The sequence below is a fragment of the Picrophilus oshimae DSM 9789 genome, assembly GCF_900176435.1.
GTDB classification, from domain to species: Archaea; Thermoplasmatota; Thermoplasmata; order Thermoplasmatales; family Thermoplasmataceae; genus Picrophilus; species Picrophilus oshimae.
Window position 1 is genome coordinate 268,836 of record NZ_FWYE01000002.1, and the last position, 22,662, is coordinate 291,497.

Annotated in this window: 21 protein-coding genes and 1 tRNA gene; 8 read left to right on the forward strand and 14 right to left on the reverse strand. The window is 34.3% G+C overall.

Going from position 1 to position 22,662, the window contains the following annotated elements:
- Window positions 1-11: 11 nt before the first annotated feature.
- A tRNA-Gly gene (locus B8780_RS04930) sits at window positions 12-84 on the forward strand.
- A gap of 18 nt (window positions 85-102) precedes the next feature.
- On the opposite strand, the gene B8780_RS08125 is transcribed toward B8780_RS04930, so the two are convergent.
- Complete coding sequence (locus tag B8780_RS08125; protein ID WP_153274138.1) at window positions 103-276, reverse strand: hypothetical protein; 174 nt, start codon at window positions 274-276, stop codon at window positions 103-105.
- An 89-nt stretch (window positions 277-365) separates the two neighbouring features.
- On the opposite strand from B8780_RS08125, the gene B8780_RS04935 reads away from it, so the two are divergent.
- Window positions 366-926, forward strand: a complete 561-nt coding sequence (locus B8780_RS04935; RefSeq protein ID WP_011178066.1) for a zinc ribbon domain-containing protein — start codon at window positions 366-368, stop codon at window positions 924-926.
- Here B8780_RS04935 and B8780_RS04940 read toward each other — a convergent pair.
- The 3 genes from B8780_RS04940 to B8780_RS04950 form a co-directional block, all read right to left on the reverse strand.
- Complete coding sequence (locus tag B8780_RS04940) at window positions 911-1,840, reverse strand: hypothetical protein (protein ID WP_011178065.1); 930 nt, start codon at window positions 1,838-1,840, stop codon at window positions 911-913. The genes B8780_RS04935 and B8780_RS04940 overlap by 16 nt on opposite strands.
- Window positions 1,841-1,904: 64 nt before the next feature.
- Window positions 1,905-2,504 (reverse strand): ribonuclease HII, encoded by a 600-nt coding sequence (gene rnhB / locus B8780_RS04945; protein ID WP_011178064.1) that lies wholly within the window; start codon window positions 2,502-2,504, stop codon window positions 1,905-1,907.
- 1 nt (window position 2,505) lies between these two features.
- Complete coding sequence (locus B8780_RS04950) at window positions 2,506-2,970, reverse strand: hypothetical protein (RefSeq protein ID WP_084272860.1); 465 nt, start codon at window positions 2,968-2,970, stop codon at window positions 2,506-2,508.
- Window positions 2,971-3,111: 141 nt separating this feature from the next.
- Here B8780_RS04950 and B8780_RS04955 point away from each other — a divergent pair, with 141 nt between their 5' ends.
- Window positions 3,112-4,659, forward strand: a complete 1,548-nt coding sequence (locus B8780_RS04955) for an aldehyde dehydrogenase family protein (RefSeq protein ID WP_084272861.1) — start codon at window positions 3,112-3,114, stop codon at window positions 4,657-4,659.
- Here the strand turns inward: B8780_RS04955 and lipB are convergent.
- Window positions 4,627-5,283 (reverse strand): lipoyl(octanoyl) transferase LipB, encoded by a 657-nt coding sequence (gene lipB / locus B8780_RS04960; RefSeq protein ID WP_048059636.1) that lies wholly within the window; start codon window positions 5,281-5,283, stop codon window positions 4,627-4,629. The two genes, B8780_RS04955 and lipB, sit on opposite strands and share 33 nt — an antisense overlap.
- A gap of 39 nt (window positions 5,284-5,322) precedes the next feature.
- On the opposite strand from lipB, the gene B8780_RS04965 reads away from it, so the two are divergent.
- Both B8780_RS04965 and B8780_RS04970 read left to right on the forward strand, forming a co-directional pair.
- Window positions 5,323-6,684 (forward strand): family 1 glycosylhydrolase, encoded by a 1,362-nt coding sequence (locus tag B8780_RS04965; RefSeq protein ID WP_011178060.1) that lies wholly within the window; start codon window positions 5,323-5,325, stop codon window positions 6,682-6,684.
- 30 nt (window positions 6,685-6,714) lie between these two features.
- Complete coding sequence (locus B8780_RS04970) at window positions 6,715-7,344, forward strand: TenA family protein (protein ID WP_084272862.1); 630 nt, start codon at window positions 6,715-6,717, stop codon at window positions 7,342-7,344.
- Here the strand turns inward: B8780_RS04970 and B8780_RS04975 are convergent.
- Both B8780_RS04975 and B8780_RS04980 read right to left on the reverse strand, forming a co-directional pair.
- Window positions 7,329-8,555: an ORC1-type DNA replication protein gene (locus tag B8780_RS04975; protein ID WP_011178058.1), complete on the reverse strand. Its 1,227-nt coding sequence runs from the start codon at window positions 8,553-8,555 to the stop codon at window positions 7,329-7,331. The two genes, B8780_RS04970 and B8780_RS04975, sit on opposite strands and share 16 nt — an antisense overlap.
- 47 nt (window positions 8,556-8,602) lie before the next feature.
- On the reverse strand, window positions 8,603-9,910 hold the full coding sequence (locus tag B8780_RS04980; protein WP_084272863.1) for a bifunctional folylpolyglutamate synthase/dihydrofolate synthase: 1,308 nt from the start codon (window positions 9,908-9,910) through the stop codon (window positions 8,603-8,605).
- Between the two features lie 79 nt (window positions 9,911-9,989).
- On the opposite strand from B8780_RS04980, the gene B8780_RS04985 reads away from it, so the two are divergent.
- On the forward strand, window positions 9,990-10,895 hold the full coding sequence (locus B8780_RS04985; protein WP_084272864.1) for a YrhK family protein: 906 nt from the start codon (window positions 9,990-9,992) through the stop codon (window positions 10,893-10,895).
- A gap of 34 nt (window positions 10,896-10,929) precedes the next feature.
- Here B8780_RS04985 and B8780_RS04990 read toward each other — a convergent pair whose 3' ends face one another.
- Both B8780_RS04990 and B8780_RS04995 read right to left on the reverse strand, forming a co-directional pair.
- On the reverse strand, window positions 10,930-11,775 hold the full coding sequence (locus B8780_RS04990; RefSeq protein WP_153274220.1) for a hypothetical protein: 846 nt from the start codon (window positions 11,773-11,775) through the stop codon (window positions 10,930-10,932).
- Between the two features lie 32 nt (window positions 11,776-11,807).
- Window positions 11,808-13,724, reverse strand: a complete 1,917-nt coding sequence (locus B8780_RS04995) for a 4Fe-4S binding protein (RefSeq protein ID WP_084272866.1) — start codon at window positions 13,722-13,724, stop codon at window positions 11,808-11,810.
- 130 nt (window positions 13,725-13,854) lie between these two features.
- Between B8780_RS04995 and B8780_RS05000 the strand changes: the two genes are divergently transcribed.
- The gene (locus B8780_RS05000) at window positions 13,855-14,790 is read left to right on the forward strand and encodes a deoxyhypusine synthase (RefSeq protein ID WP_011178053.1); all 936 of its coding nucleotides are present in this window, start codon (window positions 13,855-13,857) and stop codon (window positions 14,788-14,790) included.
- An 11-nt stretch (window positions 14,791-14,801) separates the two neighbouring features.
- On the opposite strand, the gene B8780_RS05005 is transcribed toward B8780_RS05000, so the two are convergent.
- The 3 genes from B8780_RS05005 to B8780_RS05015 all read right to left on the reverse strand — a co-directional run bounded on the left by B8780_RS05005 (window position 14,802) and on the right by B8780_RS05015 (window position 20,626).
- Window positions 14,802-16,124, reverse strand: a complete 1,323-nt coding sequence (locus B8780_RS05005) for an MFS transporter (protein ID WP_084272867.1) — start codon at window positions 16,122-16,124, stop codon at window positions 14,802-14,804.
- A gap of 42 nt (window positions 16,125-16,166) precedes the next feature.
- The gene (locus tag B8780_RS05010; RefSeq protein ID WP_153274221.1) at window positions 16,167-19,487 is read right to left on the reverse strand and encodes a hypothetical protein; all 3,321 of its coding nucleotides are present in this window, start codon (window positions 19,485-19,487) and stop codon (window positions 16,167-16,169) included.
- Between the two features lie 128 nt (window positions 19,488-19,615).
- Complete coding sequence (locus B8780_RS05015) at window positions 19,616-20,626, reverse strand: zinc-dependent alcohol dehydrogenase family protein (protein WP_011178050.1); 1,011 nt, start codon at window positions 20,624-20,626, stop codon at window positions 19,616-19,618.
- Between the two features lie 115 nt (window positions 20,627-20,741).
- Between B8780_RS05015 and B8780_RS05020 the strand changes: the two genes are divergently transcribed.
- The gene (locus tag B8780_RS05020) at window positions 20,742-21,212 is read left to right on the forward strand and encodes a peroxiredoxin (RefSeq protein WP_084272869.1); all 471 of its coding nucleotides are present in this window, start codon (window positions 20,742-20,744) and stop codon (window positions 21,210-21,212) included.
- 12 nt (window positions 21,213-21,224) lie between these two features.
- Here the strand turns inward: B8780_RS05020 and B8780_RS05025 are convergent, their stop codons facing one another.
- Window positions 21,225-21,626 carry a DUF1634 domain-containing protein gene (locus tag B8780_RS05025; protein ID WP_084272870.1) on the reverse strand — a complete coding sequence of 134 codons (402 nt, stop codon included), beginning with the start codon at window positions 21,624-21,626 and terminating at the stop codon, window positions 21,225-21,227.
- On the reverse strand, window positions 21,623-22,624 hold the full coding sequence (locus tag B8780_RS05030; protein WP_084272871.1) for a sulfite exporter TauE/SafE family protein: 1,002 nt from the start codon (window positions 22,622-22,624) through the stop codon (window positions 21,623-21,625). Before B8780_RS05030 ends, B8780_RS05025 begins: the two co-directional genes overlap by 4 nt.
- Between the last annotated feature and the right edge of the window lie 38 nt (window positions 22,625-22,662).

The following is a 22,662-nucleotide window of genomic DNA, read 5'->3' on the forward strand; positions in this document are numbered from 1 at the left end:
ACAGTATAGATGCGACTGTGGTGTAGCCTGGTATCACAGTGGCTTCCCAAGCCACTAACCCGGGTTCAAATCCCGGCAGTCGCATAAAAAATGATTAAAAAATTATGATATTACCTCAAGATTCTTTATCCTGGCTGCAGAGATCTCAATGTTCCGGTCTGAAATAATAACATAATAGCCATACCTGTTTTTTCTAACAGTTCCATAGATCCTTGAACCTGTTATATTATCTGTAAATGCTATTCTCTTGTTATTATAATCCTTTATGTTTATCATAAATGCATAATTTTAATGTATTATTTAAATTTTGTTTATTATGATTAAACAACAGAAAAGCTTTAAATGTAAATAAACATCTTTTAACAATGCCTGTTTATGAAACGAATGAATATGAGATTATAAACGGACCGGCCAAAAAGGTTGACGGCGAAAAATATGGAACGATGTATTTAACCAATTTCAGAATAATATATGAAATATCAGGAAGAAGATCATTCTTAAAGGCCGTACCATCAAGAACAGATTTAATATTAAAATTAACGGACGTTGTAAACGTATCATATGCAAGCCCGAGGCTTAAACTAAAATCCAGCCTGAGAATAGAATATAATTCAGACAATTCAATAAAGGCCGTTGATTTTTACGTAAAGGATGCAGTAAGATGGTTTAACGAGATAAAGAAGGCATCTGAAAGGGCAAAAAGGGAGGAGTTTGAAAATATTCAGAGAATGGAAATGGAGAAGCATTTAAGGGAAATGGAGCTTGCAAGGGCAAAAACGCCAAACGTGGGTGTTGCATTTATATCAGGAAATAAATCCATGAACAGTCATTCCACGATGCCTGCCCTGCAGTACTGCCCGGTATGCAATCATGAGCTGTCAGGAAATGAGAGGTTCTGCCCTAACTGCGGTTACAGGCTCTCCTGAAGTTCTACAATCTCATCTATGTTTGATTTTATCCTGCTCCAGAGCCTGCTGTGCTTTTTTAAATATGTTAATTCCTTTTTACTTATCTTTATCTTTTCAACTGCGTTTTCAACAGTGTAAAGCTCATAATCCTTTATAATTATGGATTCAAGTATTGCCTCCATAACAGCAACATAGTTGTTTCTTGCCCTTGTTTTGTATGGTTTTATCCTGGAGAATTTGCTTAAAATATATGATATAATAACAAGAAATGGATTTTCATCTATTAAATCCAAGGAATCCTTTAAATTGTAGGAGCCGCCTATGATTAGATCCCTGGTACCAAGCAACCTTTCCAGTAAGCCGCCAAGGCCTTTTAATCCAGGGTAATCATGATCCGATATTATTTCAAACCTGCTTGATGGATAAACTATGAAGCCATAGCTTGCGGCCAGCCTTGCAAAGAGATCAAGATCCTCGCCATTTCTTAGCTCCTTCCATGAGCCGCTGGTCTCCAGGGTTTCCCTGCTTATTATTATAAAATCAGATATTAATGCCTTCTTGTTCCTTGATGATATAAATTGTGATATTATATCTGCCTTTTCAATGTTGTATTCTATTAACGGATTGAATATTATTATGTAATCTCCAGAGCTGAAGCTTGATGACTGCCTCTTTCCCTGACCATAGTTCCTTGATGCGAGCCTGACATTTTTAAATCTTGAGCTGTCATAATTTATGTCTATGTCAGAGCTTAATATGATCTCATATTCAAGCCCGATCTCCTCGCCAATGTTTTCAATACTCCTTATGGATCTTATTACCTCATCACGGTGGCCGATAAGGGCGGAGCAGAAAGAGATCTTCAACGTGTGCCTTGGAACCTTAACATCTATTATCCTCTTAGGTCTGAGTTCCAGATTTTTGTCTGGCATAGAACAAACACCATGTTATTAATTATAATATAAACTGACTCATAAAGTTATTGTTAAATTAATTTTATATGTGCCCCTGGACAAGATTTTTGTATGTTTTCCACTCCTTTCTAACAATATTATCTATATTATCATGATTTATAATTGAATGTTCAAGGAATCTCAATGTTTTTGGATCCGATGGGTATCCGGAACCAAAATCACCGTAAATTGACTTAAGTTTTTCTATTTCATTATCCCTTAAAACCTTTGCAATGATTGATGCGGCAGACACTATTTTAATGTCGCGATCAGCATGGTGTCTGCATATAACCTCCTTACCTGTTCTATCCTTTAAAATCCTTTCAAGCCTGGATTCATTTACATCAAAACAGTCTATGTATATTTTTTCACATTCTGCTTTTAATATAAGTTTTTCAGCGTATTGTTCCTCAAGATTGTTTAATGAATGCTTTTTAACGGCATCATCGATCTCCGCGGGATTTATTATATAATATTTATGATAAAGCCCTGAAACATCATTGAATATCAATGATCTTTTATTCCTTGTAAGAAGCTTTGAGTCATTAACATAAAAATTTATATCATCGGCGCAAACCATGGCCATGACCATTGGACCTATAACAGGTCCACGGCCGGCCTCATCTATACCGCATACACACATTTTAAGCCTTTATTAGATTTGAGGCCCTCTTATAAAGTATGTGCCTTATCAATAGATACGCATTGAATAGATCCGGGGTAAACCTGTGCATATAATCATCCTTTCTGGACAGCCTTTCATAATAGTACATCGTGTTAACAGCATCAAGGCATCCCTGGAATGCCGTTATTGCAGCGGTGTTCCCACTCTTCAGTATTTTATAATCGTCCTTCCAGCCCTTCTCATTTTCAATTTCGTTTAAAAATTTATAGTCGGGCTTGCTTTCACCGGTTATTATATAATTCTGAAGCTTTTCGAGAAGATCTAAAATCTTTAGATAGTTTTCCCTGTATTCACCATCAATCTTTGAAAGAATGGAAAGCCTTGACGCAAGGCTGTAATTACCTGTGAAAAATAGCTGTATATCAGAATCGTATGGCTCATCCTTATCATTTATAAGGCAGTGAAACGTTGGAAATTCTGTCATATTTCTTTATCTAACAAAAATAGATAAATTTTTTTATCATCAAAGGTAATCGATACTATTTTCTTTTTAATTTTTCTAAAGTTTTAAGGATACGATATGAACCATTAAAAAGGTTTATTTATCTCCTAATGATTTTTAGCTATGTTCTATAATGAAAACACATACATAAAAATGAAGGCCTCTGGAAAAGAGGATGAATTTGATAAAAAGTATGAGGAGGCACTTGAATCTGTAAAGGGCTATTTTGGAAAGGAGTATCCAAATATAATAATAAATGACGTAAATGAGGAGAAAAAAATAAAGGACATATCACCAATAGATGAGAGCGAGCTTGCAGAGTTTCAGCTTGCATCAAAGGAGAGCATTGAAAGGGCCATAGATATTTTAAGCTCTGGTTATAAAAAATGGTTTCAGGTACCGTATGATGCAAGGGTGAATATAATAGAAAAAGCTTTGAGGATGCTCCAGGAAAGAAAATTTGAATTTGCCGCATTGCTTACATATGAAAACGGAAAAAACAGATACGAGGCCATGGGCGATGTTGATGAGGCAATAGACTTTATGAAATATTATTCTATGAGCATGATAGAGAACCACGGGTTCATAAAATTTACAGGAAAGGCATATGAAAACGAAGAATCAATGAGTTTTATGAAACCATATGGTCTTTTTGCAGTTATATCCCCATTTAATTTCTTTTCCATAGGTGTTGGCATGACCACCGGACCCTTGATAACAGGCAATGCCGTGCTGTTAAAACCAAGCAGCGATATACCATTATCGCTTTATCTATTTGTAAGATTATTAATCGAGGCGGGCGTTAATAAAGATGCAATAGCCTTTGTCTCTGGAACAGGAAGCCTCATAGGCGATATAATAACAGAAAATAAAAAGGTCTCCGGTGTGGTTTTTACAGGCTCAAGGGATGTTGGCCTCAGAATATTTAAAAATGCCACAAAGTATGGCCCAAAGCCTGTTATAACAGAAATGGGAGGCAAGGACGCCGTTATAATATCAGATAAGGCTGATTTAAAAAAGGCCGTTGAGGGCTGTGTAAGATCATCCTTCGGCTTTGCAGGCCAGAAATGCAGCGCGTCATCATTAATATATGTCCATGAAAAGATCTACGATGAGTTCATTGAAAAATTTGTTGAGAGAACAAAGAGTATAAAGGTTGGTGACCCAAGGGAGAAATCAACGTTTATGAACCCTGTTGTTAACAAAGATGCATATGAAAAATACAAGAAGATGTGTGAGACATACTTCAAGGAGGGGAAAATATTAACAGGCGCAAGAATCATGGATAGAAAGGGTTACTACGTTGAGCCCACAGTAATCACAGATTTAAAACCGGATTCTTACATAGTAAGGAATGAGATATTTTTACCTGCAGTTGCAATTATAAAGGTAAAATCCATAGATGACGCGATAAATGATATAAATTCTATGGACTATGGGCTTACAGGTGGAATTTTCACAGAGGATCCAGAGGAGTACCAGCATTACTTTGAAAGTGTGGATGTTGGCGTTGTATACGCAAACAGGGCAGCAGGTGCATCAACCGGCGCAATGGTGGGCTCACAGCCATTCGTCGGCTGGAAGCTAAGTGGAAGCACTGGCAAGGGAACTGGATCATTTTATTATCTAACGCAGTTTTTAAGGGAGCAGTCCATTACCATAGCCCACTAAATCAACATTTTTGTATATGTTTTTTTCTTTTATATCAAATTCTTTTTCTATTGATTGAATAAGCCTTTCCCTTACAGAATTTATATTAAATGGCCTTCCGGAGATTCTCTCCATTGATGTCATTATGTCCGGTGAAAAGTTGCATGGCATGATTCTGTTAAATTTTGAAAGATCTGTATTAACATTTAATGCCATGCCATGAAAGGTGGAAAATCCCCTTATTGCTATGCCTATTGAACATATCTTTCTATCTTCATGCCATACGCCTGTTTTTTCATTAAGCATTGGATAAGATTCAATATTATAATATTTAAGCGTGTTTACAACAGAGTTCTGTATTTTTTTTATCAGGTCAAGGGCATTCATTTTTCTTTCCCTTAGATTTATTATAAAGTATACAACAAGCTGTCCTGGCCCATGGTATGTTTCGTAACCACCACGCTCAACCCTTATAATGTCGTCATTGCCCCTGTAATGAACACCGGCAGTGTATACATCGTTGTGTTCTAAAAATATAAATGTATCATCTATTTTATCGTTGTTTCTTAGATCAACAAGTTTTCTTTGAAAATAAAGTACAGGTTTATATTCCATTGGGGTTTCAAAGATTATAAAATCTGGCATGTTCATAAATATTATTATAGAATAAAAAATTAATGAGACATGCATATAAGATTTATCAATGGTTTTATGTCCGGCTTTCATTTGGGCTATTTACAGAATAATAAAAATTTACCAGAAAACAGCGACTGGTACCAGTGGACACATGACAAAAATGTGAGAATGATGAACTATATCAGGGACGGATACCCGGAGGATAATAAAATTGAATATCTCAATGATAATGTTATAAGGGATCTGCATGATAATAATTTTAATTTAATAAAAATAGACATGGACTGGCCATCCCTATTTCCGGACGGAACCGGCGATATAAACTGCGATGTGAAATTTAATGACAAGGGTGACGTCATAGATATATCAATGAACGACAGGCTTTTTAATGATCTAAGGAGGGCCGCCGATGATGGTATTGTTGAAAAGTATTATAATTTCATAGAAAATGCAAGGTCACATGGCATTAAAACAATGGTTACACTTTACGATGGCGTTCTTCCATTGTGGCTTCACGATCCCCTTGATACAAATAAAAATATCTTTAAATCAGAAAGATCGGGCTGGCTAAATAAGAACATTGTTGCTGAATTTGCAAAGTATGCATATTATATATCAAGAAGAATAAACAATGCAGATTTTTATATAACAATAAACAATGGCAATGATATTATAAATCATGGATATTTATACGGAAATCTTGATGGCTATCCACCAGGGATATCAGGCTACGATGCATCGATAATTTCCATGAGGAATATGGCATATTCGCATAATATTGCATATAAGATTCTATCAGGGATAAATAAAACAGGCATATCGGTATCATATAACAATTACATACCATACGATGAGGCTTCCATTGAAATTGCAGATTACACCGGTTATTTAATGAATAAATTGATTTTATTTAATTCTCTCTACGGTCTATTTGATAATGATCTATCAAACAGATTTGATGAGAGGAGAATAAATGAATTCCATGGTTCAGATTTTATTGAGATTGATTACTCAGGAAACATTTGTACAAAATACACAGGCCAGGATGTATTGCCCTTGCCTTTAAGATTTACATTCATGCCTGTCTGCCCTGATAATAATGTTGAGCCCATGATGGAAAGGGCCATTTACGATTTATATTCATCATTTAAATTCGATCTATTTACAGGTGAAAAGTTTCCTGGAAATGATGATAAAAGATTGGAATTTATTAAAAGATCACTAATTGATGTTCATAAATCAATGAATTTCGTTAAAATCATTGGGAATATCTACTCAACGCTGTATGATGGCTATGAGTTTTCAAAGGGCTTTGCCGAACGCTGCGGTATGATTGACATAAAAAATAATAAAAAGGATTCATTTTATCTTTATTCGAAAATAATCAATGACGGAATAGATGAAAAATAAAAAATAAATAAATATTTTCAATTAAGATTTATGAAATTATCTGATGTTTTAAACGATAAATACATAAAAAGCACTGTTGCATCAATAATGAACCATCCGTTTATAAACGAGATGTCCTATGGAACATTAAGCGATGAGAAATTTAAATATTATTTAATACAGGATGACATATATTTAAAATACTATAAGGAAGCGGCATCTGTTATATACAAAAACACCGGGAATGATGATATAAAAGAATTATATGAGATGATTGGCATGGAGGAGCCTGAATTCCATTTAAAGATGCTTGAGATGTTTAAAATAAACAAAGAGGATATAAATGATTCGATGCTAAATTACACAAATTATTCATATATAAATCATCTTAAAAGGTGGTCAAATGAAAATGATGTTAAGGGCATGCTTGCAATGTTCCCGTGCCAGTGGACATACGATTTAATAGCGCAAAACACAAAAATAAACGATGATAGATTCAAATTCTGGTTCGATTTCTATAAAAATGATAGATACCATGAGATCACAGAGAAGTACCTTTCAATAATGGAAAAACTTGATTTCGATGATTTATATCTCATGATAATAAGATACGGCACATTGTATGAATTAAGATACTGGGACGATGCATATTATTCTAAAAGCGATTATATATCATCATAATTTGTCCTTAGCTTTGACTGCCTTACAATCCTTGATCCCTGAAAGTTTTTAAAATTTTCATCCTCCAGTATATAATTTTTTATGGCCACCGGCTGTGAAACCTTTATCAGCTTTGTTCTTCCATACCTGCCCATGCTCCTGGTTGTGGTTACTATTAATCCTAGATCATCCAGGGATGACATTAAATCTGATATTCTTCTTGTTGATAATGGTTGAAGACCTATCTCGGCGCATATGTTTTTATAATTTTCATAGATTTCACCGGTAACCGCTATATCTGAGCTGACCTCCTGGGTTAGTATTGCGCTTAAAAGCACCATCTTCGAGTGGATTGGCAGTGTCTTCACAGATTCCTTTAATATGTTCATTTCAAAGCGCTCCCTTGCCATGTATATATCATCTATCGTTACCCTTTCCCTGTTTTCTCTAATACAGTATTCTATTGCTATTCTTAATAGCTCTATGGCCTTTCTTGCGTCTCCATGTTCCTGGGCGCCAATGGCAGCGCAAAGATTTATTGCCGAGTCTTCTATGAAACCATTCTTTATAACGCCGTTGATCCTGAATTTTAATATATCGCGGAGCTCGTCTGCATTATACGGCGTAAAAATTATGCTCTCGGCGTTGAGCCTGCTCCTAACACGCATGTCAAGCTTGTTTATAAACGACGAGTCGTTTGTTATACCTATAATTGAGCCCTCTGTATCCCCCAGAAGCTTTAAGATTACATAAAGTGAGTCGCTGCCGTTCTTTGATAAAAGCCGGTCTATCTCATCAAGTATTATTAATGTATACAGGTTTCTTGATTTTATTCTTTTAACAAGCTCGTAGTATATCCTGTCAAATGGCAGTCCAAGATTTGGTATCTGCTCCTCCCCGATAAAGGAATTCACCATATGAACCATAATTGAATAGTGAGAATCATAGATCTCGCAATTTATGTAATGAATTGAAACGCGGTCGCCGGCCGCACTCCTGAGCATGTTCGTTACATTAATTGCGGATGATGTTTTTCCAGATCCTGACTGGCCATAAAGTAGAATATTCGATGCAATGCCGCCATGCATGATCGAGCTCAGGGATCTTGCCATAAGCTCAATCTGCTGCTCCCTATGGGGTAGATTGTCAGGTATGTATGAACTGCTAAGCGTTTTTAAATTACCGATAATATAATCATCAGACCTTGAATATTTAATAAAGGGATTGTCCATAGGCACCAGCGGTTATAAGTTATTAGGTCAATATACTAAAATATTTTTTAACCAATTTCTTTACTGATTTTTTTACCAATATCTATAAATGGAAGGATGCCAACCTTTTCCCTTGACATTATATCGCCTATTAAATACATTGATCCACAGACAAGAATGCAGTCACTGTTTTTTAATGAGTAATCATATGCCGATAAAGGGTCCTTTATTATCTTTACATCCCTGTATATTGATGATGCAATATCCTTTATATTATCCGGGTCCAGGGCCCTGTCCGGCTCATTCGGCATTGTTAAAACTATTTTATCTGATAGCTGCCTCATAATTGTTAAAAATGAAAAGACGTCCTTGTCAGAAAGCATGCCAATTAACAAAAGCGGCTTCTTTTTTATGAATTTTTTGAACGATGGTACCAGATTGCTTGCTGCCGGTGGATTATGTGCAGAGTCTATTATTACCAGCGGGGATGCCCTTATGATCTCCATCCTGCCATGCCATATGGCCTTATCTATACCGCTTTCAACATCATGCTTATTTATACTTGTATCCATGTTTTCCAGTGCTGCAACGGCCGTTTTTATATTTTTTACCTGGTAGAGCCCCAGATTATTTGATTCTATATGATACTCGTTTAACGGCGTTTTTAAATCAAAGACCATCTTAAAATTGTATAGCTCAGGCTCCGTGCTTTTTGAGTAATCCTCGGATAGTATCAATTTTGATTTTCTCACCTGTGATAATTTTTTTATCTCTGCCAGAACCTCAGGCTTTTTATCCTGCAGGACAACGGGTATTCCGGGCTTTATTATACCACCCTTCTCATATGCTATGGATGTAAGCGAGCAGCCAAGCTTCTGGTAGTGCTCGTAACCTATCTGGCCTATTATGCTTATCTCCGGAATTATAATGTTTGTTGAATCAAGACGGCCGCCAAGGCCAACCTCTATTGCAGCATAATCAGCATGCATATCATAAAAATACTTAAAGGCCATGACCGTTGTTGTCTCAAAAAATGTTGGATTCATTTTTATTTTTGATAGCTTATCTATATATTCCCTGTTTTCAGAGATAAAATTTATTATATAATCATCGCTGATCATTTCCTTATTAAATATAATTCTCTCGTTAAATTTTATAAGATGTGGTGACGTGTATAATCCTGTATTATATCTCTGCCTTAATATATTATATATGTAGCTTGATATTGAACCCTTTCCATTGGTTCCTGCAATATGTATCTTTTTATATTTATCCTGTGGATTGCCAAGATGTTCTGCAAAGGCCCTGGTTGTATCAAGGCCAAGCTTTATACCCTCACGCTTTAATTCGTAAAGATAGTTTAAAATATCGTCCATTGAATGCTAATGTTTATTCAATATAAAATTTTAATCTATTTAAAGATTTAATTTAAATACTGTTTTTAACTACTTTTCCATGGATGATATTACAAACCAGATAATAAAGATAATAAAAAATGGTTACTACACTTACAACCTAAAGGTTTCTGATATAATGGGCATGGTATCATCTATAACAGGCATGGATAGGGATTTGATATTGCAGGAAAATAAATGGAGCATGGATCAATCAATATATTCAATAGAATATAAAAATGTGGATATAACAATATTTAAATTGATAATATCGTATTTTAAAGGAAATCCATTTATAAATGATTTAATGATACTATCTTATTATGATAGAAAACTCTCCATGATAATCCTTGATATAATAAAGCAGAATGATTACAGAATAGGAGAAAATGATATCAGGGCTGCACTCCCTGTGCTTTCAAACAGTGATTTTTTGAATTCTGAAGAGCTTGCAGATTATTATAATGATCTTAATTTATCATTTTCCCCTGCAAATTATAAAGATTACATTCAAATGGACTGGTTCATAGATTTAATAATTATGCTAAAGGATGGCCTCTATGGATCAAACTACAATTACATAGAATACCTTCAGAGCTCAATTAAGGAGAGCTTTTATCTTGGCGTACTTGAACTTATTAAAAAACAGATGCTGGCAGGGCTTGTTATAAACATAAGATCATTTTTGAATACCGGCTGGGTGAACAAAAAACTTTACGAGTATTCATTGAAAATAAAGAAGAGGGAAAAGTTATCATCATTTTATTCAATGCTTTCCATTGGAAATGATATAATGATAGGCCTGGAATTTATAATAGGCAGCTTTGAGTTTCTCCCGGCAGGAAATTACATACTTGGTGTTTATTTATTCATAGCAGGAAGTTCACAGCTGCTTATTAGGCCTGGCATAACAATAGCCAGGAATATACATTTAAACATGATACACAGAAAAAAGATACGCATATAAAGAATTTTTGAAGTTTTGAATAATGATATAAAAATCATTCAAAAAGGCCGAAAACGATCTCAAAGTATAGCAACATTGATATAACCATGCTTGCTGCAAGAATTAACCATGACAGCCCAAATGGATGTGATATCAAAAATGGCTCTATTATGCCTGCAGCAGATATTGCTATCAGCGTAAATATCCATAAAACAAGCCGTTTATTATTGTATGAAAGGTTCTTCCTGTTTTTAAATATATAAACAACAATAAGATAAAGAACAATAAACATAATAATTGAGTATGATATAACAAGCGGGAATTCAATAAATCCATGGAACATTGCAGGATCAGATACCTGCATTAATAATAAAAGTATGCCGGCAAAACGGCTAAACGCCTTTAATTTTACTATTATAAAAAATAGCATTTCAGTAACCATTGGTATTAAAAAAAGTATGTATGTTATCGATGAGCCAAAGAATGATACATATTTTATGTAATTTATATTATTAAAAAGATAATTCCCGGAAAGCGCAAAAAGAAGAAGTGCCATGGATATTTCATTCCATGTTAACAGTATTGAACCATTGATCATGAGCTTTCTATCATATTTTGCTGTTTTACGCCTTATGTATCTTACAAGTATGTATAAAAGTGCTACTGTCGTTGTATCCATTGCTATATTAATGGCTATTACGGCATCAACCAGGTTTTTATATGTTATAAAATAGTAAAGAAGTGCATCAAGCATGCTGGCCATCATGACAAGTATAATTAATGATATTGAATGTGATAAAAATGACATGTTTTTTGATAAAGATACTGAGTATTCAAGTATCCATATTATCAAAGGCGTCATTATGACCTCGGTAAGTATTATATATATTAGATTGTGCATGTGCAGCACCATATTATGTTTTTATATAAATTTCACTTTGTTGCATCAAGGTTCTCATTCTTTGTTATTTTTTTCCTTAAATATTGCCTTACATCGTAAAAGAATATATTATCGTTTGGACATGCTTCAAGGCAGTCCCCAATGCCAATGCATCTTGAATCTTTATAATAACCATTTTTTATAAAACTGCCTGGCATTTCATGGTTTCCAACGGGACATGCTGTTGCGCAGTCCTTTGTTTTGCATGTAAGGCACGCTGACGGATCTTTCACCTTCAATCTGAAGAAGCCGAACCTTGAAATGAATCTGTTGAAATTGCCCCAGTGGCAGTATCCTGTATTTATGCATGCATATGAGCCGAGAACGGGCATTGTTATAAAGACGAGATACCATAAAACACCGAAATAAAATATGTAAAGCATGTATTCCGGGTCTGTACCATATATATAAAGCGATGTTGCATGTATTGAGTCCAAAAATGATATAACTGCGGCCATGCCTATCGATGAATAGACCATCAATGAGATTATTCTGTAAATTAGCTTCCCGGATCTGTTTGACAGTGTTATTGATTTTGATATTTTCCCGGATCTGTTAAACTTTTTCATTGAATCGTAGAATGTTCCCTGGTACATAACAGGTGCCGTGCAAAATACAGAGCACATCTGTCTTGATCCAAAGAAAAATGATAATAAACCGCTTATAACATATGTTAATACTATTGGTATGATCAGATCAGGGGCAACAGGGCCGCCAGAGCCAATACCCATGCTCCAGCCTATAAAAGGTATTTTGGAATTGTTCGGTATAATAAACGATGGTATTAACACACTGTAAATGGCATAGGCACAGAGCATTAATATTAATCTTATTCTGTTTTCAGGATGCGCGCTCTTAAGCCTGAAAACAACAAGGGAGCCCATCTCAATGCCCATCATTATTAAAAACCATGTTGATAGTGCTGTTATCCCAAAAAATGCTATAAAATCGTATAATGACGATGCCATTATATTATAAAATGTACCTGATACCGCTGCAAGGTTCATTGAAGATATAAATGGTGTCGCGCCATAGTACTGTGCATCGAAGGTTGCACCCATAAAGAACTCTGAAACAAAAACCATGATCATGTATATTAATGACCATCTTCTATTGGCTATCCAGAAGAACTTTTTATCGTTGAAGCTGTATCTAAGTATGCCGTTAAGATATATTGACATGTAGATTATCATAGATATTGATATCAATATCAATGATCCATTGTACTGCCATAGAAATATCGAACCCATCATAAGGCTGTAACCTGTCAAAAGCCATATTATATACCTTCCAGAGGAACTGCTAATTGATTGCTTTCTGTAAAGGTGCTCGAACATGTATATAAAAAACCCGGTCATTATTGCCCCTGAAAGGTATATTGATACTGGAACCCAGAAACCGGAAAAGATAACAGGCATTAAAAGCATTACCGCGGCCTGCACGGAAAAAACAATGATCATAAATTTATTTATATCCTTTCTTAAAAGAAACGCGCTGAGAAACATCTCAAAGGCCATTGGAAAAACAAACCAGTAGCTTGATAATGAATATATTACAGAATATAAATTTAAAGAGTTTTGCAACCCCGATATAAGATTAAAATCAAGACTCATTATTATTTCATCAAGTATTACAAAGATTCCTGTATAAATGTAAAGGAAGGTTTTTGAACCTGATCTTTCATTCATTACATCAGATAAAAATTTTCCAAGGAATGGTATAACCTCAATCATCATTGCAAATGCTGATACCTCGGCGGCCCTTACAATTGAGATTTTAAACATATAATAGAAAAGCGGACCTATGAGCATGCTGTTCATCATGGACAATAAAAGATAAACAATGAACCTCTGAAGCTGTGATGATGCCTTCCTTGCATAGGCTATTGCATAGGCCATGGCCAAGGCCATAAGGGCCGTAAATAACCACAGAATATATAACATAATAACAAAATTTAAAACGGGCGTTTAAAAGTAATTGTAGAAAATCTTCTACAAAAGACTTCTACAAATATTTATATTATTTATATATAAAGGTACAATGGACAGAAATGAACTTCTTAAGGAACCTGTAAAGGATATATCAATAAAATCAGAAACAACAATTTCAGAGCTAATAGGCATGTTTGGAAGGAGTGGCGGTTTCACTGCAAAAAAGATTTATGAGGGCTATGAGATAATAAAGGAAATGTTTAATGATGATGAAACAACATTTTTGTCCTTCCCGGCAGACATTATATCTACTGGTACCAGGGGCATAATAAATGAGCTTGTAAAAAGGAAGCTTGTTGATGTTATTATAACAACAAACGGCACACTTGATCACGATATAGCTAGAACCTATAGAGATTATTACGCAGGTACATTCAATTTCAGTGATGCCATGCTCAGGGATCTTGGCATAAACAGGCTTGGCAACGTCTTTGTACCTGATGAAAGCTACGGTTCAATAATAGAGGAAAAGGTCATGCCCATTCTTGATGAACTTTACAAGGAAAAGAAGGAATGGTCAGGATATGAGCTTATATGGGAGCTTGGAAAGAGGATAAACAATGAATCATCGATAATCTACAATGCATATAAAAACAGGATACCGGTTTTTATACCCGGTATGACTGACGGCTCCGTTGGCTCACAGCTATGGTCATTCTATGAAATGAACAGGGACTTTAGAATAAATCTTTTAGAGGATGAGCACAAATTGTCTGATATAATCTTCGATGCAAAGAAGACCGGTGCAATAATGATCGGCGGCGGTATTTCAAAGCATCACACAATATGGTGGAACCAGTTCAGGGATGGCCTTAACCAGGCGGTGTATATAACAACGGCACAGGAATATGATGGTTCTTTATCCGGTGCAAAGCTTGAGGAGGCCATATCCTGGAAGAAGGTCAGGGAGGATGCAAGGTTTGTTAACATATATGGCGACGCCACGGTTATACTCCCATTGATTGTTGCGCCATTCTTAAAATGATAAAAATAATTTTATTTTAATGGTGTATTTTTTGTCTCAGGCGCAAGCAAAAGAGTTATAATCAGACCTATGAATTCAAAGGCTGCAAAGTATATTACTATTGCCTTAAGACCAAACAGCGCATCGATAAATGGAAATGAAAATACGGCAAGTATTGATCCGAGCCTTGAAAATGATGTTGAAAAGCCCATGGCACTTGCCCTTATTCTTGTCGGAAATATTTCAACAGGATAATCATACGTCATTGGGCTTGGTCCTATATTATGGAAGAAGTGAACCAGTCCGAAGGCGCTGAATGTGAATAAAAACGTTATTGATATAAATTCATTTATAAAAAAGAATGATATCAGAACTATCAATGAGCCCAAAAAGCCAATTATTAAAAGCGGCCTCCTGCCGATGCGCTCAACATAGTATATGGCTATTATAAAGCCGATAAAAACAGGAACGGATTCTGCCATGCCTGAAAAAACAACGTATAAATTGGTGTAAACAGAGCTTATCTGCGTTGAGAATATTAAAGGTGAATATGTCCATATACCATAGCTGACAACATCATATGAGAACCATGCTATTGAAACAAAGATTGTCATTAATATGTATTTTTTGCTGAATATATCGGATAATTTACTTTTACCCTTTTCCAGCTCCGGAATGCCCATGAAATGGAAACCGGTTTCGCTCTCTATTTTTTTGTCGAGGTTTTTAAGTGCATTGTCACCGAATTTTTCCTTCAGCCAGTACGGCGTCTCCTCAAGACTGTTCCTTGAGAAGAGAACTATTAATGGAAAAACAGCACCTATAATATACATATAGCGCCATGCATATGGGCCGGTGAAAAGCACAAGGGGTATTGCAACTATTAAAAATATTAAAGAGCCTATGGAGAATGAAAATATATTAAAGACAAGGTATTTGCCACGTTTTTCCTGCGGTGAATATTCAGCCTGTATTGATGAGCTCACAGGATAATCCGCACCTATGCCTATTCCGGCCAGAAACTGGAAAATTGAAAACTCTATGTAATTTACAGAAAATCCTGTTATGAAGATAAATATGGAAACAAATATTAAATCGTATAAGTATATTGATTTTCTGCCATATTTATCTGCAAGATGGCCAAATATTACACTTCCAACAAAGACACCCATTATTGATGATATACCCATTATTGAGATCTCATAGCTGGATAGATGCATCTCCGGTATTAAATATAAAAGGGCATATGAAAAAACGGTTAATGTATAACCATCCATAACTATACCCATTGATGAGAGTATGGTTATTCTTCTCATGAATTTTACAGGATTTCCATGATAACTAACATATTCCATGAAGGTATATCGCAAAATAATATAAAATATTTTAGTAACTACTTATTTTTGAGTTTTAATAACCAGGTACTTTTTGCCATCCATATCCTCTTCAATTTCTATAATGCCATTTAATCTCAAATTTTTGATCTCCTTTTTTAATGCATGCCTTGATATGCTGTGCCTTCTGCATGTTTTATATATAACGGAGAGCGGTTTTCCATTCATTGAATTTATAAAATCGCCTATATTTTTATTTTTGTATCTTAATTTATAATATGCAATAAAAGATGCCAGGATGATTAATATTATTAAAATGTAATAAACCGGAGACCCTGTAACAATAATGTATCTTGTATAATAAACTGTTTTGCCGTCAAAGCTTAACCTTGCTGTAATGTTGTTGTAACCCAACGGCATTTTATATTTTATAATGCTGCCGGAACCAATGTATTTTCCATTTAAGAACCATGAAATAGAAACGTTTTTTGTATTTATGCCATTAAGAATTAAACTCAAAATGCCATTGTTATAATCTATACTGTATTTGTATATTTTAATAAAGTAATTTATGCCTGCATTGATTTCAACTCTCGATTCCGTTTTAAACAATGACTCTGCTGTTATGTTTATCCTGTAAAGACCGTTTTTATTAAATGTTATATTAAAATATGTGTATCTACCAGGATTGACTATAATTCTTGTTTTATTCATGTAATCTATTATTAATTTATATGGTTTTACCGGATAATGTGTGTATATCCTCATGTACAGTGTGTTGTTTGAAATTCTATGGTAAACCGTAATAATTGGCGTTTCAGTAAAATAATATACAATAATATGAAATGAGTTGTAATTACCTGTTTTTGAATAATACTTTACATTGAATTCATAAATTTTGTTACTTAATGTTAAATGTATTGAGCCATTGAAGTATTCATTGTTTATATAATATTTATAATCTTTATTTAGGCTTATGTTAAGGTATGGTTTATTAATATAATATGTGCAATTTTTATAAACTTTGGGTATTGAATTATTAACGTAGAAATAATATGTATATTTTGATTTTAGGCCATTTATTCCTGATAAATTTAATATCAAAATATAAATCCCGTTTCCATGAAAATTTCCAGAATTACCTGTTATATTTATATAATAGCTATTTGTAAAATTTTTAGAATTGTATGTAAAAATTGTTTTATTATTAAAAATAATTGATGCATTTAACTCTGCAGGCATGTTCACCTTTATTGAGATGTTCATTGTATTGTTATCTGAATTGCCATAGAATGATAGATTGTCTGTATTTACATGATATATTATTCCTGGTTTGTATGTTATCACAGTTATATCATATTCAGGGCCTTTAACCGTAATATTTCCTCTTAAAATTATGTAAAATGATACATTGTACAATCCATTTTTCAGTGATACATTTATATAATCATTGAATGTTTTATACGTATTATTATTTATTTTAACAATATATGATGTTGCATTTTTTATTTTATTCCATGTGATGTTTATTTTACCTGAATTAAAGTATTCATTATTTTTTATGTTTGTTTTCATCACCGGAATTGCCATTACATGGTATGTTACATTTTTGTAATAAAGTAAATTATATTTATCCAGTGTTGTAAATCTCAATGTAATATTTCCAGTGTAATTGCCAAGGGATAGATTAAAGCTTGAATTTCCATTAAAGGTTAAGTTTACATTTCTGTATTTAACATTAATGTATTTTAAATTAAACTCAGAAACATAGAACCTTACCGTCTGATTGTATATAACATATGAATTGTTCTCTGGATAAACATAGATACCGGGATACTTCAATGAATAGATCTTTAATGATCTTTCACAGGTATAACCTGCGGTATTTGTTACATTTATAAAGGCATTGTATATACCCTGGCCCACATTGCTAAGATTTAATTTCATAAATTTATTTATATTAAATGATCTTGAATTAAAGCTTAAAACTGATCTATAAGGAAGGTATGATGATACGTTTAAGTATATTAAATTGTAATCAAAATATTTTTTTACGGTTATATTATCTATCTCTGGATGATATGCAGATAGATAATCATTCTTATAATATATATAAAATGTGCTGTTTTTAAATGATAGAATCGCGCCCCCATCAATTGATATATTTTTATAAATCTTCGTTTTGCCGGAACTTGAATAAAGATATGAATTGTAAAAAAATGATGTGCCATTATATAAAATCAGTGGGCTGACTGAAATGTATGGCATTTTTGGAAGCATGTTTATGTATATTCCATTGGATGATATTAACGGCCAGAGTGCACTTCCGTCGTTTATATATTCTATTGTTGATTTTGAGACGTTTATATAATAAATATTAACGATCTCATTATTTAAAAATTTTGATAGATAAATGGAGCCTCTTGATTTGTATATAATAAACAATGACTTATCATGGTACGCTCCTATGACGGTGCCGTTTATATTTATTATATTTTCATTATAATATATGGCTGTTTTATTTATAAATATAATATTGTTTGAATCACGGTATGCGTATATATATCCATTATTTTTAAAATACCTTATTTTAAAGGCTGCATTTGTTTTTGATATCGTTACCATTGAGATGTTATTTTTTATTAAAAACAGGGTTATGTTCCCTGAGTCCTGATAGAATAAACTGCCAGATACATTATTTAATTTACCATAATAACTTTTATTATAATAGTTATATGCAATTAAACTTTTATTGTTTATATAAAAAACAGTGTTCAATGACCTTGCAAGAAAGGCGTTTTCAATATTTTTATCCACATTAAATGAGATGCATTTATAGTCATTTAAGCTATTATTAAATATATTATACGGTATGGATTTATAATTGTATATCGTTTGATCCGAGTACTGCCCGCCAAACATTATTGAAAGGTTGCCTGTATATATCTTTTTTAATTGAATGTTATATACATCATTATTAAATGCAAGATATACATGTTTTGAATTGTTTGAAATAAATATTTTAAAATAATAGATATGATTCATTTCTGACAGGTTTATTGAAGCATAATCTGAATTGCATATTAATGTGTTGTAGCAGAGATATGGACCGTATGATATATTTAATAATGTTTCATTGTTTTCTGAAAGCAGGATCGAATTCTCTGTTCTGCCATAATCATAGCAGTTATTCCATGATATGCCAAATGAATATTCTGTATAATTGCCAGATGGATAGTCAAACCTTAAATATGATGGTTTTTGGCATTTTGTCATAAATGTAATTGAATTATTATTACATTTAATGATATCATTTTCATTTTTATTTACTATTGATACATATGGACTGCCGGCATGTGAATCGTGAAGGCTTAGAGCAGGCATGCACATAATTATTATTATGGCAAATACAAAAATGCCCCTCATATTTCGGTATAAACAATAATTTAAAATTTTTTATGTTTTACACAGTGTAATATATAAAATTTGGGTTAAATAAAAAATAAAAGAGATTAATACATCTTAAGAACGGCCCTGCCGTTTACCTCGCCATGCTTTAAGGCCTTTAAAGCCTCATTTGCCTCCTCCAGTTTATATGTTTTCGATTCGACCTTTATTTTACCATCTGCTGCAAGCTTTAATACCTCGTTCATATCCTGCCTTGTGCCGATCTTTGATCCCTTAATTTTTAACTCCCTTGTAAAATCAAACTCACCCTGGTTGCCACGAACTCCCTGAACAACAACACCGCCGTCCTTTACAAACTTTATTGAGTTCTTTATTGCAGCATCGGCAGGCGCAAAGATTATTGCAGCATCTGCAGTCTTTGCGAGCATGTCGGCATTTTCATAGTTGCGGTCCATGATTACAACATCATCGGCGCCCATCTTATATGCAAGATCCTCATGGTTCTTTGATGTTGTTACAGCAACAACCCTTGAACCGTAAAGCTTTGCTATCTGCAGTGCTATGTGACCGACACCGCCTATTCCAACTATGTAAACGGTCTTGTCTGGCGATAGTTCTGCTTTTTTTACCGCAGTATATGCTGTAACACCCGGGCAGAATAATGGTGCATTAACCGGGTCTATGTTTGATGGAACCTTATTAACGTACCTTGAATCGGCTATCATGTATTCTGCATAGCCGCCATCAACGGTTTCACCAGTCCATTTACCATATGGGCATAGATGCTCCCTGCCGGATAAACAGTACTCACACTTTCCACATGCACTGTAAAGTGGCTGAAGACCGACTATATCACCCTTCTTTAAATCTGTAACATTATCGCCAAGCTCCTCAACGCGGCCGATTATCTCGTGGCCCGGAATTATATTTGATTTTCCAGGAAGACCGTACTGAACCCAGTCCCCCTCTATCATATGCAGATTTGAATGGCATACACCACAGGCAAGGTTTTTTATCAAAATTTCAAAACCCTCTGGCTTCTTTATATCAACGTCCTTGTATTTTAATGGATTTTCCTCCACTTTTCCTACCTTTTCTAGTACCATTGCCTTCATAATAATTGTTATGTTTTTATTATGTTTAAATTTTTTTGTTTTTTCTTATTTTTAATATATTTAACTATAAATTTCATATAGATGATATTTTTATACGGAAACGATATACCATATTATGGTAAACGAAAATGAAAAGGCGCCTGATTTTGAGGCACCAGACATGAATCTAAAGATGGTAAGGCTGTCAGATTTTAAGGGCAAAAATGTTGTCCTTGCATTCTTTCCTGGGGCATTTACATCCGTATGCACGAAGGAGATGTGCACTTTTAGAGATTCCATGGCAAATTTCAATAAACTGAATGCAACTGTACTTGGAATAAGCGTTGATGCCCCATTCTCGCTTGCAGAGTTTGCAAAACAGAACAATTTAAAATTTGATTTAATAAGCGATTCAACAAGGGAGATATCAAGAAAATACGATGTTTTGTACAATTCATTCCTGAATATAAAGAATCTGCAGGCATCAAAGAGATCCGTCTTTGTTCTTGACAGGGATGGAACCGTAAGATACAAATGGGTAAGCGAGGATCCTGGCAGGGAGCCTGATTACAAAAAGATAGAAGAGGTATTATCAAGCCTGAATTAAATTTTTATAATTTTATATAACGTATTTTGGTATCACCAGCATTGCAAAGAATAAATCAAAGAGAACTATTGATGCCATTGCAACATATAGATAATTTTTGTCCTGAAAGAATGATATCCAGCCTATGATAACAACGGTTATTGGCGTAAATATCAGGATCCATAGGCCAAGCGTTATAAAGTATATTCCATCTATAAGACCTATTCCATGGAATATATCTCCAAGGGGTATGGACTTTGAATCAATATGGTGTGAATATGCATAGCCATAGTTTGCAAGCTGTGATAATGTAAATCCATCACCGCCATTTCTTAAAAATATTATTATAACACCAAGCAGGATGAATGAAATGCTTAATATTACACCACCGCGCAGGAAATAACTTATAACAACCTCATCATCATGGTTTTTCATTTAAATCCCCTCACTGATAAATTACCATTGACCTTGTGCTGCTGATTTAAATAGAGCACAGATATTAATATTATTGCAATTGCTATTGATATGTAAAATTGCACGTTCAATGGTATCAGCGCAAATATTGAAAATTTAACCGTGTAAAATCCCTTAAGGATCATCTCTATGCCAAGAAATGATAGTATCGCAAAAAACACCCAGCGTACGTTTCTGTTAGTTATTCTGACAAGAACCTTGGCACCGAGGAATGAGCCGACAAGAACACCTATGGCTGTTGCTGCTGCTATGAATGGCTCGATGTATCCTGCATACCAGTAAATTGAACTTCCGGTTGCTGCCGTTATGCCTATCATGAAGTTGCTTGTTGTTGTTGTAACCTTCATTGGCAGGTTCAGTGCCCAGTCCATGCCAAGAACCTTTAACGCACCGGAGCCTATGCCGAGCAATCCTGAAATAACACCTGCAAAGAACATTATGATCTCTGCAAGGTACCATCTAACGCCCTGATAGCTTATCTCCTTCTGAAGCCTTGAATCATAGTATTTTCCTGTTAATTGAAAAAGCCTTGTGGTCCAGTCAGGTTTCATTTTTATTGGCTCCTCGGAGCCTATCCTTCTTATCGTTGGTATCAACGAGAATAATAAAACTATGCCAAAAATAACATAAACAATCCAGTCCAGTTTATGATCATATATATAAACGGCCGTTACGGAGCCGACAATTGCACCAATAGTGGTTGCTATTTCAAGGCCTATGCCTATCTTTATGTTTGCTATCTTCTGCCTTGTGTATGCGCTTGCAGAACCTGCACTGGTTGCTATCGTTGATATTAAACTTGCGCCTGTTGCAAATATTATTGGTATTCCATAGAACAATGTTAGAACAGGAACAAGAACGGTGCCGCCGCCAAGACCGGTTAATGATCCTATAAATCCTGCTATTATTGATCCTATGACTATCGTGAGAAACTTAATGATTATAAATATTATAGACATTATTTAGGTATTTTTTTAACTTATTTATTATTTTTTAA